Source organism: Limibacillus halophilus, from assembly GCF_014191775.1.
In the GTDB taxonomy this organism is placed as follows: domain Bacteria; phylum Pseudomonadota; class Alphaproteobacteria; order Kiloniellales; family CECT-8803; genus Limibacillus; species Limibacillus halophilus.
Map to the genome: position 1 here is coordinate 44,599 of NZ_JACHXA010000011.1, position 20,952 is coordinate 65,550.

Consider the following 20,952-nt stretch of genomic DNA (forward strand, 5'->3'; position numbering starts at 1 on the left):
GGCGGGCCAACAACCTTTCCAGCTATGCCGCCCCCAAACGCCCCCCGGCAAGCGGCTCTAACGCATCAACGACCTTGCTGCTGACGGGTGTTGGCACCCCCGCCTGTTGTCCCAAGCGGACCACAGCGCCGGATAGCCAGGGAAGCTCCAGTGCGTTGCCGCGCTCAAGATCCACCAGCATGGAAGGCTTCATCTCCGGCGGAAGCTGCTCCACGTTATCCAATCGCTGCGCAACGACTTCCTCGGTCAGTTTGACGCCTCGCGCCCGGCCTACCGCTACCGCTTCTTCCATCAACGCCTGGAACAGCGCCTTGCCTTCAGGATCGCTGCGCAAAACGCCGATGGCCTCGCGCCGGTAACAGCATGCCCCCGAAAAAGCCGTCAGCATGATAAACTTCAGCCACAGCTGAAGTTCCATCTCGCCCGACAATTCGCTGTCAAACTTCGCTGTCTGAAACAGTGACAGAACCGCACGCGCCCGATCGCTTACGCCTTCCTCCAATTCACCAAAGGTCAGCTTGGCGCGTTGACCGACATGCTCGATGACGCCGGGCGCAACGATATGGGCGGAAATATAGGCGATTCCCGCAAGGACGGCTTCGCGCCCCAGAACATCGGCCAGCATCGATTCCGCCTCGACGCCGTTCTGGAGCGAAATGCAGAGCCCCTTGGGCGCCAACAGCGGCTTCACCAACTCCGCCGCCTCGGTCGTGTCCTTTAGCTTGACGCAAATCAGCGCCAGATCGAAGCGCCCCGGTTCGTCCAGGCGATCCAGGAGGACCACCGGTTTCAGATGCAAATCGCCGGCGTTGGAACGAATTTTGAGCCCGGCTGTCGCCATGGCGTCCGCATGACGCCCGCGGGCCACAAACACAACCGAATGCCCGGCTTCTGCAAGACGACCGCCGAAATAGCCCCCGACGCCGCCCGCACCTACCACCAGAACGCGCATGACACCACCTCCGCCGACTTACTTGGCCAAAGCCTCGCAGGCACGCTTTATTCGCAGACAGGCATCGCGCAAGGCCTCGGTGGAAGTCGCATAGGAAATCCGGAAGAAAGGCGACAGGCCAAAGGCCTCGCCCTGCACTACGGCAACGCCTTCGGACTCCAAAAGGTAGGTAACAAAGTCACCATCGGACTCGATGGTTTTGCCCTGTGGGGTCTTCTTGCCGATCAAACCGGCGCAGGAGGGATAGACGTAAAATGCGCCTTCCGGCATGGGGCAGCGCAGCCCCGGGCAGTCGTTCAGCATCTTGACCACCATGTCGCGCCGTTCCTTGAACACCTTGTTATGGGCCGGGATGAAATCCTGCGGACCATTCAGGGCCTCTACCGCCGCCGCTTGACTGACCGACGAGGGATTAGAGGTCGACTGTGACTGAATCTTGCGCATCGCCGTGATCAGGTCCTTCGGACCGCCGGCGTAACCGATACGCCACCCCGTCATGCAGTAGGCCTTGGAAACACCGTTCACCGTTAGCGTACGATCCCGCAACTCCGGTTCCACCTGAGCCGGCGTACAGAAGACGAAGTTGTCATATACCAAGTGCTCGTACATGTCGTCGGTCATAACCCAAACCTGCGGATGGCGCTTGAGTACATCCGTCAGGGCCTTCATCTCGTCGAAATTGTAGGCGGCACCCGTCGGGTTGGACGGCGAGTTCAAAATCAACCATTTGGACTTTTTGGTAATGGCCTTTTCCAGGTCATCCGGTTGCAGCTTGAAGCCCTGCTTTTCGGTACAGGGGATAGCGACCGGCTCACCGCCCGCCAACAGCGCCATGTCTGGATAAGATACCCAGTAGGGCGCCGGGATCAGCACCTCGTCGCCTTCATCGAGTGTGGCCATCAGCGCGTTGTAAAGCACCTGCTTGCCACCGGTTCCGACCGTGATCTCCTCGGGGCTGTACTCCAGGCCGTTCTCGCGCTTGAACTTGGCCGAGATAGCGTCCTTCAAGGCCGGCGTTCCATCAACCGCGGTATAACGGGTGTCGCCCCCGTTAATCGCGGCAATCGCAGCCTGGCGAATGTTCTCCGGCGTATCGAAGTCCGGTTCGCCGGCACCCAGACCGATGACATCCTTGCCGGCAGCCTTCAACTCGCGCGCCTTGTTGGAGACGGCAATTGTCGGCGAGGGCTTGATACGGGACAGGCGTGAAGCAAGGAACGGCATCAGGAGATTTCCTCAAGGTATCGTAAAGTGAGATTAAGCGGCGCCAGGCAGCCGCAACACCGCCGAAGCTATCGAACGCAGGTTTGCAAGGCAAGCCGCATGACGACCATTTTTCGCCGATTCGCCCGATCTCTATGCGGAGCCTCCATGCCTCGCTTTTGCCACTAAGTCCCGCCAGATCGCCGCTTTTCGGTCCAAAGCACGCCCCTTGGCTGCTGTTTCATCGAAGCGTTCTAGAAGCGATGAGAACAGGGGACTAAAGCGATGTTTGAGCCAAACAGTAATCTCACCTACCGGCAGGTTATCCCGCAACGCCAGCAAGCGTTCCTCAAGCAGATGAGCACGACGCTTATTTTGGTGTTGCTTTGGATGGCCATCATGACGGCCCTCATGATCCTGACCGGTCCCAACACGCTGCGCGCCCATGCAAGTGAAGCGCCGCCCGCCGGGCTGTTCTTCCAGGGTGGCGAAAGCGGTAAGGCCTATGCGGCGCCGCTGCTCAAAAGCGATGTGGTTATCGACCTGGAAGGCCCCGTGGCGCGCGTCACCTTGCGCCAGCGCTTTCGCAACCCGAGCAAGCGCTGGCTGGAAGGCGTTTACGTCTTTCCGCTGCCCGAAGGCTCGGCGGTCGATCGCCTGACACTGCTGGTCGGCGAGCGCAGGATCGAAGGCGAAATCCTCCCCAAAGCGGAAGCGCGTAAGGTCTATAACGAGGCCGCCAGCCAGGGCCGCAAGGCGAGCCTGCTGGAAAGCGAGCGCCCGAATGTTTTCGCCACCGCCGTCGCAAACATCGCGCCCGGCGAGGAGATCGCCGTCGAGATCGGATACCAGGATCGCGCCGACTTTCGCGAAGGGCAGTACAGCTATCGCTTCCCGATGGTCGTCGCACCTCGCTACACACCGGCCAGCCAACCGACTGCCAATCTGGTCGGGAGCGGCCTGCCGCAGAGCCAAGGCGACCTGTTCGGACCCGTTTCGCGAAACAGCGATACACCCGGCAATCGCCTCAGTTTGGTGGTCAGGCTCAACGCAGGATTGCCGCTGGATCAGATCCAAAGCCTCAACCACCCGGTGCGCATCGACGATATGGGTCTTGGCAAACGTGTGATCACGCTGTCCGAGAAAAGCGTCGCGCCAAACAGTGATTTCGTTCTCACCTGGCGACCGGTGCCCTCAGCCCTGCCCAACGCCTCGCTTTTCGGTGAGCAGCGCGACGGCGATTCCTATCTGATGGTGGACCTGTTGCCCCCGGGTTTGCCCGATAGGAAAAAGCTGGATTTGCCGCGCGATCTGATTTTGGTGGTAGACACCTCCGGCTCTATGTCCGGGCCATCAATTCGCCAAGCCAAGGCCGCCCTGAAGGCAAGCCTGGATCGACTGACGCCGCAGGATCGCTTCAACGTTCTACGCTTTTCTCACGACTTCTCTCAACTCTACGCCAGCGCCCAGCCGGCGACGCCCAGCAACTTAACTTACGCGCGCAAGGCGGTTGATAGCCTGACGGCTGACGGCGGCACCGAGATGCGCCCTGCCTTGGAAGCTGCGCTCGCGGAACGTCCGGCTACCGGTCGCCTGCGGCAGGTCGTCTTCGTGACCGATGGCGCCGTTGGCAACGAGTACGAGCTGTTCCAGGTCATTGCGCGCCGTCTTGGTGGAAACCGGCTGTTCACCGTCGGCATCGGATCCGCTCCAAATGGCTTCTTCATGCGCAAGGCCGCCGAGGTTGGCCGCGGGAGCTTCACTTGGATCGGTAAGGTCGAAGAGGTCGAGGCGAAGGTCGCGGGGCTTCTCAGTCAACTTTCAAACCCGGCTATGACGAACCTCTCCCTTGCCTTACCCAACCACTTGCGAAAAGACGCCGAGGTTTATCCAAAGGTGCTGCCTGACCTCTATGCCGGTGAGCCGCTGCGCTTCACGGTCAAGCTGCCGGGCGCCCGTCTTGCGGACCTGCGTGGCAGTCTCCTTCTGAGCGGTGGCCTAGGCGGAGAGGCCTGGAGCGCCGTCCTCCCGATGGAGGTCGTCAACCCTGGTCGCGGTCTTGCCGCCCTTTGGGCGCGCGACAAGATCGAGGAGATCGAGGACCAGGCGTACCAACCCGGCTTCAGCGGCGACCAGGAAGCCCTGCGGAGCGCGGCCACCGAGGTGGCCCTGGCCCACGAGCTGGTGACTCGCTACACAAGCCTGGTCGCTGTCGATGACTCAGAGATCGCCCGTCCCAAGGACGATGGCCTCGTGAGCGGTGACGTCGAGCGCCCCCTGCCAAAAGGTTGGGAGGCCGACAAGGTCTTCGGCCCGGACAGCGGACTGGACAGCGACCCGACGGGAGCGCCCGACGACGGTTTGCTGCGGAAGTCCTTCCTGCCGTCCCAGGAAGCAGAACGTCTACAGCTTGTCGAAGTGGTTCTGCCTCAGGCCAGCCAGACCGCAGGCAAGACGCTGGGCTTGCCCCAAACGGCCTCGCCAGCGCTCCAAAAATTCCTCGCAGGCGTCCTTTTGCTAGGGGTGGGCCTCACCCTCTTGCTCCTGGCGCTCAGGATGCCTCGCCCCCGGCGGCGCCTGGTGCCCGATGTCGGCTAACCTTCCCCGACAGCGGGCCCGGCTGCTGCTGCCCGCCGCCTTGCTGCTGGTCCTCGCGGGCTGGCAGCTCGGCGGCGCGGCCCTTCTCCAAGCCAAAGCCTGGCTGGCACCGCTCCTGATCGCGGAAGCCTGGGAGGAGAGTCTGGAAAGCCAATCACCGGTACCGCCCTGGCCCTGGTCGGATACCTATCCGGTCGCCAGGCTCGACATACCGAGTCTCGGGATCAGCCGCTATGTGCTGGCTGGCACCGGTGGCGACAGCCTGGCTTTCGGCCCTGGCCACCTGACAGGAAGCGCCCTGCCCGGCAGCTCGGGGCACAGCGTCCTCGCCGCGCACCGGGACAGCCATTTCGCTTTCCTGAAGGACCTAAAGCCCGGCGACAGACTTCGCCTGCAAGGCCCCGATGGGGGTTGGCATACTTACGAGATGGAAGCCGGCAGGCTGATCGACACACGCCGCGAGCTGTTCCGCTTCGATCCCGACCGACCGGCCCTGACATTGGTCACCTGCTACCCCTTCGACGGTTTTGATCCGAACACGCCTTTGCGCTACCTCGTGCGTGCCAGACAAGTTGCCGCGAACTAGGCCCCGCCGCCTTTCCTTCCCGGGCCGGGCGCACTACATTGTCGGCCATGCAGGAAAGCAGTCCCGTCCCTCTCGATCTCGTCCCCGCAACCTTTGAAAAACAGGATTCGCGGCCTCTGCGCGTGGTTTCCGAGTATGAACCTGCGGGCGATCAGCCGCGCGCCATCGACGAGTTGACCCAAGGACTGGTTCAAGGCGAGCGGGATCAGGTGCTGCTGGGGGTTACCGGTTCGGGCAAGACCTTCACCATGGCCAAGATCATCGCCAACACCCAACGGCCCTCTTTGATCCTGGCGCCCAACAAAACGCTCGCCGCCCAGCTTTACGCTGAGATGAAAAGCTTTTTTCCGGATAATGCGGTCGAGTACTTTGTTTCCTACTACGACTATTACCAGCCGGAAGCCTATGTGCCGCGCAGCGACACCTACGTGGAAAAGGAATCTTCCATCAACGAACAAATCGACCGCATGCGGCACTCCGCCACCCGCGCCCTGTTCGAGCGCGAGGATGTCGTGATCGTTGCCTCGGTATCCTGCATCTATGGTATCGGCTCGCCGGAAACCTATTCAAAAATGATCGTCGATTTGAAAGTCGGCCAGCAGATCGAGCCCAAGGCGATCATGAAGGCCCTGGTCGAGCAGCAATACAAACGCAACGACGTGGCATTCCAGCGCGGCGCCTTCAGGGTGCGTGGTGACACGCTGGAGATCTTCCCCGCCCACTATGAGGACCGGGCCTGGCGTTTGTCTTTCTTCGGCGACGAGATCGAGGCGATTCACGAGATCGACCCTCTGACCGGCGAGAAGATCGAGCCACTGGAAAAGGTGCGCGTCTACGCCAACAGTCACTACGTGACGCCGCGCCCGACGCTGCAACAGGCCGCTAAGCTCATTCGCATCGAATTGAAGGCGCGCCTCGAGGAACTGCGTTCCGCTGGCCGCCTTCTGGAGGCCGAACGTCTGGAGCAGCGCACGACCTTCGATCTGGAGATGATCGAAGCCACTGGCGCTTGTGCCGGGATCGAGAACTATTCGCGGTTCTTGACCGGGCGCGCGCCGGGCGAGCCACCGCCGACGCTATTCGAGTACCTGCCAGACAACGCGCTTCTGTTCGTGGACGAAAGTCACGTCACCATCGGCCAGCTCAATGGCATGTTCCGGGGTGACTTCGCCCGAAAATCAACCCTCGCGGAGTACGGATTCCGGCTACCTTCTTGCATCGATAACCGCCCGCTCAAGTTCGAGGAGTGGGAGGCCATGCGCCCGGCGACCGTTTACGTGTCGGCTACGCCAGGTAAGTGGGAGCTACAGCAGACCGGCGGCGCTTTCTCGGAACAGGTCATCCGGCCCACCGGTCTGATCGATCCTGTTTGTATCATCAGACCGACCGAAACCCAGGTCGACGATGTCATCGCCGAGTGCCGAGACACCGTTGAAAAGGGCTTCAGGGTGCTGGTGACGACCCTCACCAAACGCATGGCCGAGGACCTGACGGAATACATGCACGAGGCCGGGTTGAAGGTTCGCTACATTCATTCCGATGTCGAAACGTTGGAGCGCATCGAGATTATTCGTGACCTGCGACTAGGCGTCTTCGACGTTCTCGTCGGCATCAACCTCCTGCGGGAAGGGCTCGACATTCCCGAATGCGCCTTGGTTTGCATCCTGGACGCGGACAAGGAGGGGTTCTTGCGCTCGACCACCTCCCTGATCCAGACCATCGGCCGCGCTGCGCGCAACGTCGAGGGCCGGGTGATACTCTATGCCGACCACGAAACCGACAGCATGAAGGCCGCTCTTGGCGAAACGCAGCGGCGTCGCGAAAAGCAGATGGCCTTCAACCAGGAACACGGCATCACGCCGGAAACCATCAAGAAGCAGATTTCCGATATACTGCGGTCCGTCTACGAGCGGGATCATGTGACCGTCGATACCGGCGACGAAGGCACCCAGCATCTGGTCGGCCACAATCTGAAGGCTCACATCGCCGATCTAGAGAAGCGCATGCGCGACGCCGCCGCCAATCTTGAGTTTGAGGAGGCCGCGAAACTGCGCGATGAGATCAAGCGCCTGGAGAACCAGGAGCTTGAACTGCCGCCAGGCAGTCCAACCGGATTGGTCGACCGCATCGCGCGCGCAGATGCCCTTTCCAAGGCTCGTAGATCCGGCGACGCGAAAAGCGGCAAGCCTAGAGGCCGTCGCAACCGCCAGACTCGCTAACTTTCCTCTCTCACTGCATCTCCGACGGGGCCGCTCAAGGTCTTGTGAGGTGATTTTTCGTCCATGCCCTGTAGAACTACAGGCAAGTAGAGCCAAAAAAATGTGGGGGACAAAATGGCCAACAAGAAAAAGCAAGGAAGAACACGGAGCTCCAACGGACGCGGTCTGAACTGGGGAGGCCCCAAGAAAAAAGCCAGCCGGTGGGAACCTCTTGCCATCGTGGCGTTAATGCTTGCAGGCGTGGGATACTTTATCTGGTCATGGTCAGCGGACCAGAAACTGGAGGAAACGCTTCTCGCCCTGGCCGCTGAAGGCGAGCCTTTGCTGGAAGAACGATTGGAGCGCCATCGGGATAACGGGCGACGCCATCTGGGCCTCGGTGAGATTTTTCAGTACGGCGACCGCTATCCGACAAGCGGGCCCCACAGTTCCATCTGGACCCGCACCGGCGTCCACGACAGCCCGCAACCGAGTATCAATCTCGTACATGCGCTCGAGCACGGTAATGTTGTCATCTATATTGACCAGCCTGCCGCCGATGTACGTAAAACCATCGAAGAATGGGCAGGGCTCTACACAGGGCAATGGGATGGAATTGTCGTGACCGCCGACCCGGGATTGGGCGAAGGAATGGTGCTCTCTGCGTGGCGACACCGGATTCAGCTGGAACGCTTCGAGCCGGAGATCGTTGCTGCCTTCATCGATCGTTTTAGAGGGCGGGGACCCGAACAGGCCGTGCGTTGAATGATTTGACGATCACAGGGCCATGCAAATGGCAGGACCCGACGATCTGACAGAAAAAGGGGCTTACGTTGCAAGTCAGCAGATTAAGCTGGCCGCCGTCTTTGCAACATTCCTCGTCATCTTCCTACGCGATCCCGAGATACTCATCCTTGGCCGCTTCTGGGCCGAGGAAGGTGTTGTTTATTTCTCTCTCGTTTGGAACGAAGGATTCTGGGCCCAGGCATTGCTGCCCTTCAACGGCTACTATTCGCTGTTCGTCTGGTTGGCGGTAGGGCTGGCAACGCTGGTACCGCTCGACTACGCCCCTCTCGCGACAGGGTACGCAACCTTGCTGGTCATGATGACCGGACCACTCCTGATTCTCTACGCTCCGCTTAGCTTTGAGCTTTCATCCGGACGCAGGGCCCTATGCGCGATCTTTCTCACGCTGCCCTACGTCAACACGGGCGTCTGGTTGAACAGCATCAACGCGCAGTTCTTTTTTGCGATGGCCACGGCCCTGTTGCTGATTTGTGATCTCTCCAGCCGCCGCTTTCTCATGATCGCCGCCTTGCTCGTATTGCTTGCCGGGCTGACGGGCCCTGTTTCGGTCTTCCTGACGCCTCTTTTTCTAGTGCGGGCCGTTATAAGCCGAGAAAGGAACTGGTGGTTTCTGGCGCTCCTTCTAACGCTTTGCGCGGCATTGCAAAGTTGGTTCATGGTGACGGCCTTACTCGAAGGGCTGCGTAGTACAGGGGGGGTGGAACTACTGGGGCCCCGCCTCGCAGGGTTCCTCCTCAAACTCCTGCTCTATCCCTTTATGTTGGATGGCGCGCGGCATGTCGCCGACGCCGTCGAGCAGGGAGGGCTCAATACGATCATCCCCCATCTTCTGGCAGGCCTTGCCTTGGCTTCATTTCTTCTGCATTTGGCCTGGCATAGCCCTCGCAAGACCGGCTTGTGGCTTTATGCGGCCTTATTACTGGGCTCCGCCTTGAGCTTCGCGGGGTCCTTGCAAGTCGAAGCGCCGTCACTGGAGCAGATCTTCCATCACAAGAATGGCGGCCGTTACTTTGTAATGGGTAATCTGCTTCTCGCCCCGCTTCTCCTATTGCCTTACCGCGGGCCCCATACCTGGTTGGCGCAAGTGCGTTACCCGCTGACGGTTCTGTTGCTGGCTACCGTCGCATACTCCTATCAAACGCAAAAACTCCAGGGCGCAATCTGGCCGGATGAGGTTCGCCAATGGCGCGAAAACTCCAACTATTGTTTGCAAATTTGGCCGGGGAATCCGCAGGTGGGCATCCACAGTTGGAAAATGCGATTGCTTCCCGATCAGGAGAGAGGCGTCCGGGCCGTTCCCTACATGGACTGCATGCCCCAACTCCAAAGTAACTAAGCGCCCGTCCTAGATCCTACACCGGGACCCGCAGACGCACCCGGAGACCACCAAGGGGCGACGCCTCCAACCGCACATCGCCGCCATGGCTGCGCACGGCGTCGCGGGCAATTGTAAGGCCCAGGCCCGTGCCGCCGGTTTCCGGATTACGCGAGGTATCAAGCCTGAAGAAAGGCTTGAAGACGTCCTCGCGCATCTCCTCGGGAATGCCAGGGCCGTCATCATCAATGACAAGAACGACGTGCGGCCCTTCGCGCCCCAGGCGAATCGAAACGTTGTCGCCATAGCGCAGAGCGTTACTGACCAGATTTTGAAGGCAGCGGCGCATGGAGTTGCGCCGCAACGGCAGAGAAACCTGCTCCTCGATATGGACGTCCAGGGTTTTACCCTGTTGATTCGCAAGCTCACGCTGGGTCTGCTCAACGACCTCGCTTAGCAGATCGCCAAGCGACGTCGGGCGCATGGCCTCGCTTCCCTCGCCTCGCGCAAAGGCCAGATACCCCTCGATCATACGCTCCATCTCCACGAGATCGGATCGCAACTCCTTCAACTCGGGACCATCACCGATCAAGGCAAGGCTCAGCTTCATGCGTGTTAGCGGTGTGCGCAGGTCGTGGCTGACACCAGCCAGCATTTCCGTGCGCTGTCGCATCTGTCGCCGGATACGGTCGCGCATCTGAATGAAGGCCGCAGCGGCCTGGCGTACTTCGGTGGCCCCTTCCGGCGTGAAGGACGGCGTATCACGTCCCTTGCCAAAGCGTTCGGCGGCGCGCGCCAAGCGCCGGATCGGCCGCACCTGATTACGCATGAACATCGTGGCGACGCCAAAAAACAAGATCGAGCTGCCGACCATCCAGATTACGAAGAGATCGGATGTCGAATTGAACAGACGTTCGCGGTGTATCTCCGCCCGAAGCACACCGTCGAGCATCTGCACAAAGACCACCACATTCTGGCCGGCTTGTTCGCTGTCGATGGAGACATTGAAGGAAACGCGGCGGTTCAACGCCCGGCGCAGCTTTCTGACCATGTAGCCTTTCCGCGTGGCGTGGTCGGGTGGCAGCGTCTCGTGCTGCTTGAAGGAGAGCTTCATCCATAAGAGGTTGCCATGCAGGTTGAAGATTTCCTGACGCTTGGCTGGGTCTTCCTCACGCAGCAGATGCTCGGTCACGACCGCGATTTCGCTGGCGAGCGCGCGCGCGAGGTTATCGGTGATGTAGTCGAAGTGGCGGTCGTAGAAGACCCAAGCGGTTATAATCTGCACGAGAATTAGTGGCATCACCATGATCAGCAACGCACGACCGAGCAGCGAACGGGGCAAAATATGCTTTATCCTTTTGCCCAACCGCCAGGGATCGCGCCAATCGAAACCGCGCGAGTCGCTGATGCCCTCGCCTCGGCCCATAGCCTTGGCAGGACGTTCGGCGCCGGTGTTTTCCGTAGGGTTACCAACCGTCATCGCGCTTCGCCCTTATCGCCGCGCCAATAATTGGCCGGCTGTGTCGACCTGCAAACTTGTAGCCTAACGGCGGGGCTAGACCCGGTCCACCATCAGTACATATCCGATTCCTCGAGACGTCTGTAGATGCCGAGGGAACCGCGGGTCGTCTTCAATCTTGCGACGCAGGCGGGTGATCTGTACATCGACGGTGCGCGCACCGGACCCCGCGGCGGTGTCTTCACCCAGAACCTCGCGGCTGACCACCTGTCCTGGCCGACGGGCCAAAGCTCTCAGAAGCTGAGCCTCACTCGACGTCAAGTGCACGAAGGCATCGCCTCGACGGAGCTCCCCGCGATTGAGATCGAAGGTGAATTCCCCGAAACAGACCTCATCTTCAACCTCGATCTCCTGCGGGCGACGACGCAGAATCGCTTTCAGTCGAAGAACTAGCTCTCGCGGCTCGAAGGGCTTTGAAAGATAGTCATCGGCCCCGGCCTCCAGGCCTTCGATCCTGTCTGCGACATCATCGCGCGCCGTTAGCAGTAAAATGGGAACATCGTTTTGGCGCCGCAAATCTGAAGCCAGATCGAGGCCGCTTTCGCCGGGCATCATGATGTCGAGTATCAGTATATCAAACGACAGACCGCGCAGCCTTTCACGCGCCTCCGCCCCATCGGCAGCCGTCGTGACACGGAATCCTTGCTCGCTCAAAAACTTGCGCAAGAGACTCCGCAACCGTGTGTCGTCATCAACAATCAGGATATGTGGTGTGTCGTCCATCATCGCAGCATCATACCGCATCCTGAAACTCACGGCAGCACCCCCCGGCACGCCGACTTATCGAGGCGGCCATCGGGGCGGCCATCGGGGCGTCAATCCAGGAAACGGCGGTTCTGCTCATCGATGATTTCTTCCAGCACCTTGCTGAACCCTGCTACCGCATCCGGACCGGCTGCACGATAAGCTCGGGCGATCCGCGCCGCTTGGCGCTCCGTCAAACTACGCTCTAGCATCCGCCCCTTATCGGTCAGTGTGAGGAGACGGCGGCGGCGGTCGGAGTCATCCTGCTCCTGCACAATAAAGCCTTCCGCGACCAATTGACCCAGAACGCGCGACAGCGACTGCTTTGTGATCTTCAGAATGCGCAGCAAATCGCTCACGCTGATTCCGTCGTTGCGGCCCACGAAGTAGATGACGCGATGATGAGCGCGGCCAAAACCGTACTTGGCCAGAATGCGATCCGGTTCACCGGTGAAATCGCGATAAGCGAAAAACAACAGCTCAATCGCTCGCCGAAGTTCCTCCTCGCGAAGAAAGAGTGGATTGGGGCCTGCTTTTACGTCAGCCATGTTGACATATTTTCTTCAAGATGTTACCTGTCGTCAACTCTTTGGGTAAGAAAGTAACTCTTCTGCCCCTGTTTTGGACAGGATAGTAGCTTTCGTCACCGAGGATTGATGTGCTTATAAAAGGAACCCACGGGCACGGCAAGTGATCATGCCGGGCCTTTCTATCAAGGAATGAGGCAACGAGCCATGGCAATGCTCCCATTTGACGACCGCGACGGAAAAATATGGCAGAACGGGCAACTGGTGCCCTGGAGAGACGCGAAGGTGCATGTTCTCACGCACGGCCTTCATTATGCCTCCTGCGTCTTTGAAGGGGAACGCGTCTACGGCGGCAACATCTTCAAGATGACCGAGCACCATCAACGGCTGCAAACTTCCGCGGAAATCCTGGGCTTCAAACTTCCCTACAGCGTAGCAGAACTCGACGAAGCGGCCCGCGAAGTAGTTCAGGCCAACAATATCACGGATGGCTATGTCCGCCCGGTTGCCTGGCGCGGCAGTGAGATGATGGGTGTATCCGCCCAGAACAACTCGATCAACGTCGCAATCGCAGCTTGGGAATGGCCCGCTTACTTCTCACCGGAAGCCCGCCTCAAGGGAATTCGCATGACGGTCTCCCCGTGGCGTCGACCGGCACCGGACACCGCACCCACGAAATCGAAGGCCGCGGGTCTTTACATGATCTGCACGCTGTCGAAGCATCAGGCTGAGGGCAAAGGCTACAACGATGCTCTGATGCTGGACTACCGCGGTCGTATCGCGGAGGCCACCGGCGCTAACGTCTTCCTGGTGCAGGACGGTGTCATACATACACCCACCCCTGATTGCTTCCTGGACGGAATCACACGCCGCACGGTCATCCAGCTTGCACGGGAGAAAGGCTACGAGATCGTTGAGCGCCCGATTATGCCGGAGGAATTGGCCAAGACCCAGGAAGTGTTCCTCACCGGTACGGCCGTCGAAGTCACTCCGGTTGCCGAAATCGACGACTATCGCTTCACACCCGGAGAGATCACGAAGCAGTTGTTGACCGGGTACGATGAACTCGTGCGACGTCCGGCAACGGCCGCCGCCAGCGCCGCATAATTTACGCAAGCGCCTGCCACCGACGGTGGTTTGGGCCTTCGGATACAAAAACGGCTCCCCTAATCCTGGGGAGCCGTTTTCTTTTCCCGCCGACAAAGGTTATCGCGGCTCGCTCATCAACCCTCTGACGATCGCATAGCAACCGCCCAAGAGGACCAGAGTGAAAGGCAATCCGGTCGAAACCGCCATGGCCTGAAGCGATCCAAGACCGCCTCCGAGCAGGAGAGCGATTGCAACCAAGCCCTCGAACACGCACCAGAACACACGTTGCGGCAGGGGCGCGTCGACTTTACCGCCCGCCGTGATGGTGTCGATCACTAGGGAGCCGGAATCCGACGAGGTGACGAAAAACACGATAACCAGGACGATTCCAATGAACGAGGTGATTCCCGCCAATGGCAGCGGCTCAAGCATGACAAAGAGCTTCAGTTCGAGTGATGCCTCCGCAACCGCCGTGTAGCTGTCGTTGACGATCTGGCTGATAGCCGTACCGCCAAATGCCGTCATCCAAAGCACGCTGACCACCGAGGGGATCAGCAACACGCAGATGATGAACTCCCGCACGGTGCGGCCACGGCTGACCCTGGCGATGAACATGCCGACGAAGGGCGACCAGGAAATCCACCAAGCCCAATAGAAGGACGTCCAGCCCTGGCTGAAGTTGCCATCCTCGCGTCCCACCGGATTGGATAGTGCCGGCAGGTATTCGACATAGGCTGCAAGATTCTTGAAGAACCCACTGACGATCGCGAGCGTTGGGCCGACAAAGATGACGAAAACCAATAACAGGAATGCGAGCACCATGTTGATTTCCGATAACCGCTTGACGCCCGCGTCCATACCGGCAACGACGGAAGCCAGGGCAACGGCGGTGATCGCTGTGATCAGAATGACTTTCGAGAAATCTGTAGCCTCTATGCCAAACAGATAGTCCAAGCCACCACTCGCTTGCTCTGCCCCAAAGCCCAACGATGTGGCCAGCCCAAACAGCGTCGCAAAGACAGCCAGCACATCGATGATGTGCCCAGGCCACCCCCAAACCCGCTCTCCGAAAATGGGATAGAAAATCGACCGCATGGTCAGCGGCAGCCCCTTGTTGAAGCTGAAAAGCGCCAAGGCCAAGGCCACAATTGCATAAATTGCCCAGGGATGCAGACCCCAGTGAAAGATGGTGGCAGCCATGCCAAGCCGCCGAGCTTCTTCGGCGTTGCCCGCTGCGCCAGCCAAGGGCGCCCAGCTATCGGGCGTGCCCGCATCTGCGGCAAGAGAAGACGTGAAATGCGAGATCGGCTCCGAAACGCCATAGAACATCAACCCGATGCCCATGCCGGCTGCAAAAAGCATCGCAAACCAGCTCGCGTAGGAATAATCCGGTGTCGCATCCATGCCACCCAGCCGAACTTTCCCCAACGGCGATATGATCAGGAAAAGGCAAAGCAGCACGAAGATATTGGCCGCGCCGATAAAAAACCAATCCAAGGAAGAAGTCAGCCAAACCCTAATATCATTGAAAATCGGCCCGACACTGTTCTGGAAGGCCAGCGTGATAAACACGAAGGCAACGATTGTCAGCCCTGAGATAGCAAAAACCGGGTTGTGGATATCCAACCCGAAGGGCCCAACGCTGGCGGTGATATTGTCCTGGCCTATCTCATATTCGGTTTCAATTACATCCGCTGCCCCATCGGGGCCTGCGCCTAGATCATTTGTCATTGTTCCCTCTCTTTGGTTCGCTGGGAGTCCCGACCGCCGACGAGGCGGTTACTTTCAATGAACCACAGGGGGCCATTTAGCCTCCCGCCCAATAGTTTCCAGGCCTATTTCGTGCCTAGAAATTCGACAATTCCAAATATACCCAAGTTACTTACAAGGTATATCGGTCGCCAATTTCAGTATCTCCTTATATGCGGCACCTCGAATTAATATCTAAGAGCGAATAATCATCGCCCATGATCATAATAATTGGCTTATTCGACGGATTAATTTTCAAACAGCGCCTCATATTTTCATATTCGAACCGATTCTGCCATGGTCGCTCGAAAAGAAAGGCGGCTTAGAAAATGGCTTTGGACGCAAAAAAGGCCCGCAACAATGCGAGCCTTTTTTTAATCAATCGGTAGCGCTAAAGGTTAGTGAACCAATCGCAATCTTTGGTTACTCAACCTGATCAGCTCAGGCCGAGTCCGCGCAACATCAACGGGTTCACGGAAATTTTCTCAGCCAAGGCAACCTTCGAAAACGGCTTTTCGACTGTGCTATGCCGGAAGAACCCAAAAAGCTTCAAGATCGACATTTTTCTCTCCTTGGCCATAAAGACCGCTTTTCTGGCCCAAAAGGACCATTCATCCTAACGTTTCAACGAGCCCGACGGTCGTTGCGCGCCATCGGCGCGTAGGGATTGAGTACCAGACCGAAATCAATGCTGTCGGCGACCCGAAGCAACGCAGAAAAGAAACCTTTCACCGACATGGCGACCTCCATATGCAATACGACCTCTAGTGGTCTGATTAATCCTTAACCTGACTCAGGAGATAGGCGCTTATCCGCGGCTGCACAAATGCAGTTCTTGCGCCTGAGCTATGTCATTTCTGCAGGATGCTGCACCGCAATATAAGCGACCGCCGATCTGGCCTTCATGCACCCTCTGTTCGAATATGGATTGTCTCGCCACAGTGCTTACAATGCACGGCATCCGGTTCATGGCGTTCCAAGCCGCATGACGAGCAAACGTGCTGCACCTTTGCGGGCCTGAAAATCGTCTGCGCCAGACGTAAGAATAATGCCACGCCGAAGATCATGATTACGATCGTCAAAAGGCGGCCCAGGGTGTCGGTCATGATGATGTCGCCATAACCGGTCGTCGTTAGCGTTGTAACCGTGAAATAAAGTGCATCCAGGAAATTGGTGACATCGGGATTTCGGCGCCCTTCCAGCACGTAGACCACGGAGGCGACGAAAAAAACGAACACGAACAAATTGACCGAGGAGCGCAAAACCTCCTCGTGCAGGCGAAACCAGCGCGAATGCTCACGCAGTTCCTTCAACAAGTGATAGGATCGCAGGAGGCGCAGCATTCGCAGCACCCGAAGAAATGCCAGGTTTTCGAAGAGCAACGGCGCAAGCAGTGAAATAACCACCACCAGATCCACGATGTTGCCTGGTTGTACAAGCGCGCTGGCCGGGCGATGGGCCGTGGCGACTCGTGCTGCAAGATCCAGGGCTACCAACACTGCGATCAGGTAGTCCAAGCCGTAGAGAGAAGCCTCGGTCGGCAGGACCGTGGTCACGATGAAAAACCCGATGGTGAGTATATCGAAGCCGATCAACGCAAACCGAAACCGCTGCGAGGTTTCGCTGGTGCCGTAATAGAGCTCTCTCAACCGCGCGCGCAATCTGCCCTCCTCTAGAAGCGTTATCGATGCATCTTTTCGGGGTGCCTGTCACCGGGGATTTGTCTTGCCCGGCCCAACCCACCGGTCCAGTCAAGGCCAGCCACACAAAACAAAGCAGACGCAAAATTGCAATAATTTATAGTTTTTTGTAATAAATGACATGTTTATCGCAATCTGCTAACCTTCCTAAGGGAAGGGAGTTGGCTATGAATAACCTGTCCGTGCTTCGAACGGCAGTCCTCGCTATTATCGTGCTTGCAAGCGCGTCTATCGCGCAGGCTGCGGAAATCGTCCCCTACAGTGGCCCCAACGGCAATCGGCCGGCGATGGCGACGGGCCCAGATTTAGCCCGAACCGGGTCCGCTCTCCGCAGGCTCCTGGGCGAGTTTCAGGCTAACCAGGCCACAGCACCCGCCCCGCCGTTCATTGCCAGTGACCGTAGCCTTCTAGTCTCCAACGGCCACGTTCTGGTGAATGCCGTCGCCGCCGGCACAGGCGCAGCCCTGGAATCGGATTTGCGCGGCCTAGGCCTCAAGGACCATGCCAGATACGGGCGCATGGTTTCCGGCTATCTGCCAATAGGCCAGATCGCCCGTGCCGCGGCCCTAGGGTCGCTGGGGTCGCTGCAAGCCGCCCGCGAACCACTGGCATTGCAAGCCAATTACGGCGAGGTGGTCGGGCAGGCTATCCCCGCACTCCGCGCCGACGAAGTGCATGCCGTCGGCATCCTCGGCACCGGTACCGTGGTCGGCATTCTTTCCGACAGTTTCGACGCAGACTCGGATGCGCCGCGCTCGATGGCGCAAGACATCGCAACCGGGGACCTTCCGGACGCCGCCGACATCAATATCCTGCTGGATGGTAACAGTTTCTGCGGCGCGAATTGTATCGACGAGGGGCGCGGCATGGCCCAACTTGTGCATGACGTGGCGCCGGGCGCAGCCATCGCCTTCCATACCGCCTGGAACGGCCAAGCCGGATTTGCCGCCGGCATCGAAGCCCTTGCCGCACTCAACCCGGCCCCCGATGTTATTGTCGACGATATCATCTATTTCGATGAGCCCTGGTTCCAGGACGGTGTCATCGCGCAAGCGGCCGACGCGGCCAAAGCACAGGGCATCCCTTACTTTTCCTCAGCCGCCAACAGCGCCCAGAAGGCATATGACTGCCGCTTCACTGCGTCGGGAGAGCCTTTCAATGGCAGCGCCGGAGATGGCTCTCTACATAACTTCGCCGTCAATTGCGATACCGGCGCCCCCACTGGACCCAGCGACTATGGAATGGCGATAGAGGTGCCGCTCGGCACGGTGGTAACCATCGCGATACAGTGGAAGGACCCCTACCGAAGCGCCTGCCCGGAGGGCACTGTCGGTTGCGCCGAGGCCAGTATCGACCTGGATGCCTACTTGGTGGGAAGCCACGCAATACTCGGTTCGCCAGTGGGGGCCGCCACGGCGGTGGACAACAACACCGGCCCCACAGGGACCGGCGACCCGGTCGAGGTTCTATCCTTCCCCAACATCGATTTCTGGTTTGATGAAACCTTTGAAATCTGGATCGTTGCGCGCGGTCCCACGAACCTTCCGGCTGGGGCTACGCTAACCGACGTGAACGGCAACCCGCTTGAATTCAAGATGATCGTCTACAGGGGAAATACGCCGAGCGAACATTTCCCCGGTGCACCGACCATCGTGGGCCATATGAATGCCGAAGGCGCCGAGGCGGTTGGGGCGGCCTATCACCTCAATTCGCCCTACAACGGTGTCGACCCCGCGCTGCTGGAAAGCTTTTCCTCCTGGGGCGTGACGCCGGTTCTGTTCAACTACGACGGCTCCAGCAAGCCGGAGGCGGAGTGGTATCGCCTCAAACCCGGAATCACCGCGGTTGATGGAACCGACACGACCTTCTTCCCCGGGTTTGTCGGAGATAGCGATGGCGATGGCTTCGTGGACAGTGACGTCGACCAGAACGGTTACCCCAACTTCTTCGGCACTTCCGCCTCCGCACCGCACGCGGCAGCAGTGGCGGCTTTAATGTTGGAGGCAAACGCAAGTCTGCTGCCCGACGATGTGTACAGCCTCTTGCGTAGCACCGCGCGTGATATGTGCGACAGCGATCCGGCCACGCACGATTGGTGCCCCTCGTCCGGCTACGGTCTCATCGACGCTTGGGAGGCCGTCCAAGCCGCATCGGGCGGTACGATCAATGCGCCTCCGACCACGGCCGATGATTCCTACAATGGACTCGAGGACCAGCAGATCGCCGTCGCGGCGCCCGGCGTACTGGGCAATGACAGCGACCCGGAGGGATCCGCCATCACGGCGGTTTTGGGCAGCGGCCCGGCGGCGGGTAGTTTGTTGCTCAACGCGGACGGAAGTTTCACCTATGACCCGAACCCGGACTGGAACGGTATTGATAGCTTCACCTATAGAGCGCGCGACACCGAGGGTCGGGACTCCATCCTGACGACCGTGACGCTCGACATCGCCGCGGTGAACGATCCGCCAGCCAGTCTGGATGATTCATACCAAACGCCGGAAGAAACCCCGCTCAACGTCGCCGCTCCTGGCGTCCTGGACAACGATAGCGACCCCGAGGGCGACCCGCTCCAAGCCCAACTGGTATCCGGGACGACCTTCGGTAGCCTCGCGCTCAACCCTGATGGCAGCTTTACCTATACGCCGGGCGTGAACTTCAGCGGTGATGACAGCTTCACCTATCAAGCTGACGATGGACTGCTGCAATCCCCAACGGCGACGGTGACGATAACGGTCACACCAACCAACGACGCCCCGGTTGCTGTGAACGACGCCTACAACGTACCCCAAGACGGTGTCTTGAATGTCGCCGCCCCAGGTGTGCTGGATAACGATAGCGATCCGGACGGTGATGGTTTGACCGCCGAACTGATTGCCGCAACCGGGCCGGACAACGGTCTGTTGACCCTGAACCCGGACGGCAGTTTCGACTACACCCCCGATCCCGGGTTCAATGGGGACGACGGCTTCAGTTACCGTGCCCTGGACGGCAACGGCGGCGCGGCCCCGGCGCAAGTGTTGATCACCGTTGATCCCGCACCGACCTCGCCGACGACACACATCAGCGATATCGACGGAAGTATCAGTAGCTCGGGCAAGAACTGGAACGCCGTGGCAGTGGTTCGGGTGCATGACGGCGACGAGCAACCGGTGATCGGTGCGACCGTCTTCTTTACCTGGTCTGGCGGCGCGAGCGGCAATGATAGCTGCCAGTCACCCTGCCTGAACGTGGTTTCTCCGCCCATACCAAAGAAAGAAGGAAGCACGATCCTGACCGTCACCGGCGTTGATTTTGCGGACTGGACCTATCAATCCGGCGCAAACCACGACCCGGACAACGATAGTGGTGGCACGGCCATTCAGATCAATAAGGACGGCACCACCGGTGATCCGGGCACACCGCCCAATCAGCCGCCCGTTGCGAGCTTTACCTTCGATTGCACCGATCTGGATTGTAGCTTCGATGCGGCCGGTTCAAGCGATGGCGACGGCAGCATTGCCGGGTATCAATGGGACTTTGGCGACGGCAGCCCGCTGGGTAGCGGAGTCGCGCCCAACCACAGTTACGCGGACTACGGCACTTACGCCGTCGTACTGACGGTCACCGACGATGACGGAGACAGCGGCCAGGATAACCAGAATGTAACTCTGCAAGATCCTGCCGGTGAGCCACTGGTCGCCAACAGTTTCACCGTTTGCGTCGATTCCGGGAACAACCCTGCAACGATTGACTGGTACGCCAACAGCACCGGGCCTGCCGATCGCAAGGTGGCCGACGCCACTCATAGCTCAAGCAAGGGATTCACTACCTGGGATGCAACAACGATCACCTACACGGCAACACGCCTGAAAGGCGGGGACAGCTTCGGCTATACCATTAGCACTGCCGATGGCGCCGTCACCGATTCAGCCACCGTGTCGATCAGTTTCCCGAAGGATGGTTGCTAGAGGTCGGGAAGTACCGCG

At 59.3% G+C, this 20,952-nt stretch carries 15 protein-coding genes; 7 read left to right on the top strand and 8 right to left on the bottom strand.

Annotation, left to right across the window (positions count from 1 at the left end):
• Nucleotides 1–22 precede the first annotated feature (22 nt).
• Nucleotides 23–952 carry a ketopantoate reductase family protein gene (locus FHR98_RS15685; protein ID WP_183417686.1) on the bottom strand — a complete coding sequence of 310 codons (930 nt, stop codon included), beginning with the start codon at nt 950–952 and terminating at the stop codon, nt 23–25.
• A gap of 18 nt (nt 953–970) precedes the next feature.
• Entirely contained in the window at nt 971–2,176 is a 1,206-nt protein-coding gene (locus tag FHR98_RS15690; RefSeq protein WP_183417687.1) for an aspartate transaminase, read from the bottom strand.
• A gap of 264 nt (nt 2,177–2,440) precedes the next feature.
• Between FHR98_RS15690 and FHR98_RS15695 the strand changes: the two genes are divergently transcribed.
• From FHR98_RS15695 to FHR98_RS15715, 5 genes are all read left to right on the top strand, one after another.
• Nucleotides 2,441–4,753, top strand: coding sequence for a marine proteobacterial sortase target protein (locus tag FHR98_RS15695; RefSeq protein WP_183417688.1), 2,313 nt, complete (start codon nt 2,441–2,443; stop codon nt 4,751–4,753).
• Nucleotides 4,743–5,339 (top strand): class GN sortase, encoded by a 597-nt coding sequence (locus tag FHR98_RS15700; protein WP_183417689.1) that lies wholly within the window; start codon nt 4,743–4,745, stop codon nt 5,337–5,339. The genes FHR98_RS15695 and FHR98_RS15700 overlap by 11 nt, the downstream gene beginning before the upstream one ends.
• Before the next feature lie 47 nt (nt 5,340–5,386).
• Nucleotides 5,387–7,558, top strand: coding sequence for an excinuclease ABC subunit UvrB (gene uvrB, locus FHR98_RS15705; RefSeq protein WP_183417754.1), 2,172 nt, complete (start codon nt 5,387–5,389; stop codon nt 7,556–7,558).
• Nucleotides 7,559–7,672: 114 nt separating this feature from the next.
• A complete protein-coding gene (locus tag FHR98_RS15710; RefSeq protein WP_183417690.1) occupies nt 7,673–8,302 on the top strand; it encodes a DUF3105 domain-containing protein in 630 nt (209 codons plus the stop codon).
• Nucleotides 8,303–8,330: 28 nt separating this feature from the next.
• Nucleotides 8,331–9,680, top strand: coding sequence for a hypothetical protein (locus tag FHR98_RS15715; protein WP_183417691.1), 1,350 nt, complete (start codon nt 8,331–8,333; stop codon nt 9,678–9,680).
• Between the two features lie 16 nt (nt 9,681–9,696).
• Here the strand turns inward: FHR98_RS15715 and FHR98_RS15720 are convergent, their stop codons facing one another.
• The 3 genes from FHR98_RS15720 to FHR98_RS15730 all read right to left on the bottom strand — a co-directional run bounded on the left by FHR98_RS15720 (nt 9,697) and on the right by FHR98_RS15730 (nt 12,470).
• Nucleotides 9,697–11,139, bottom strand: coding sequence for an ATP-binding protein (locus tag FHR98_RS15720; protein ID WP_221205936.1), 1,443 nt, complete (start codon nt 11,137–11,139; stop codon nt 9,697–9,699).
• A 75-nt stretch (nt 11,140–11,214) separates the two neighbouring features.
• A complete protein-coding gene (locus tag FHR98_RS15725) occupies nt 11,215–11,904 on the bottom strand; it encodes a response regulator (protein WP_183417756.1) in 690 nt (229 codons plus the stop codon).
• Nucleotides 11,905–11,993: 89 nt separating this feature from the next.
• A complete protein-coding gene (locus tag FHR98_RS15730; protein ID WP_183417692.1) occupies nt 11,994–12,470 on the bottom strand; it encodes a MarR family winged helix-turn-helix transcriptional regulator in 477 nt (158 codons plus the stop codon).
• A gap of 186 nt (nt 12,471–12,656) precedes the next feature.
• Between FHR98_RS15730 and FHR98_RS15735 the strand changes: the two genes are divergently transcribed.
• Nucleotides 12,657–13,556 (top strand): branched-chain amino acid aminotransferase, encoded by a 900-nt coding sequence (locus tag FHR98_RS15735; protein ID WP_183417693.1) that lies wholly within the window; start codon nt 12,657–12,659, stop codon nt 13,554–13,556.
• A gap of 99 nt (nt 13,557–13,655) precedes the next feature.
• Here the strand turns inward: FHR98_RS15735 and FHR98_RS15740 are convergent, their stop codons facing one another.
• The 3 genes from FHR98_RS15740 to FHR98_RS15745 form a co-directional block, all read right to left on the bottom strand.
• Entirely contained in the window at nt 13,656–15,269 is a 1,614-nt protein-coding gene (locus FHR98_RS15740; RefSeq protein WP_183417694.1) for a BCCT family transporter, read from the bottom strand.
• 454 nt (nt 15,270–15,723) lie between these two features.
• The gene (locus FHR98_RS16760) at nt 15,724–15,849 is read right to left on the bottom strand and encodes a hypothetical protein (RefSeq protein ID WP_281369966.1); all 126 of its coding nucleotides are present in this window, start codon (nt 15,847–15,849) and stop codon (nt 15,724–15,726) included.
• A gap of 340 nt (nt 15,850–16,189) precedes the next feature.
• Nucleotides 16,190–16,948, bottom strand: coding sequence for a potassium channel family protein (locus tag FHR98_RS15745; protein WP_183417695.1), 759 nt, complete (start codon nt 16,946–16,948; stop codon nt 16,190–16,192).
• Nucleotides 16,949–17,154: 206 nt separating this feature from the next.
• On the opposite strand from FHR98_RS15745, the gene FHR98_RS15750 reads away from it, so the two are divergent.
• Nucleotides 17,155–20,934 (top strand): cadherin-like domain-containing protein, encoded by a 3,780-nt coding sequence (locus tag FHR98_RS15750; protein ID WP_183417696.1) that lies wholly within the window; start codon nt 17,155–17,157, stop codon nt 20,932–20,934.
• Nucleotides 20,935–20,952: the final 18 nt, after the last annotated feature.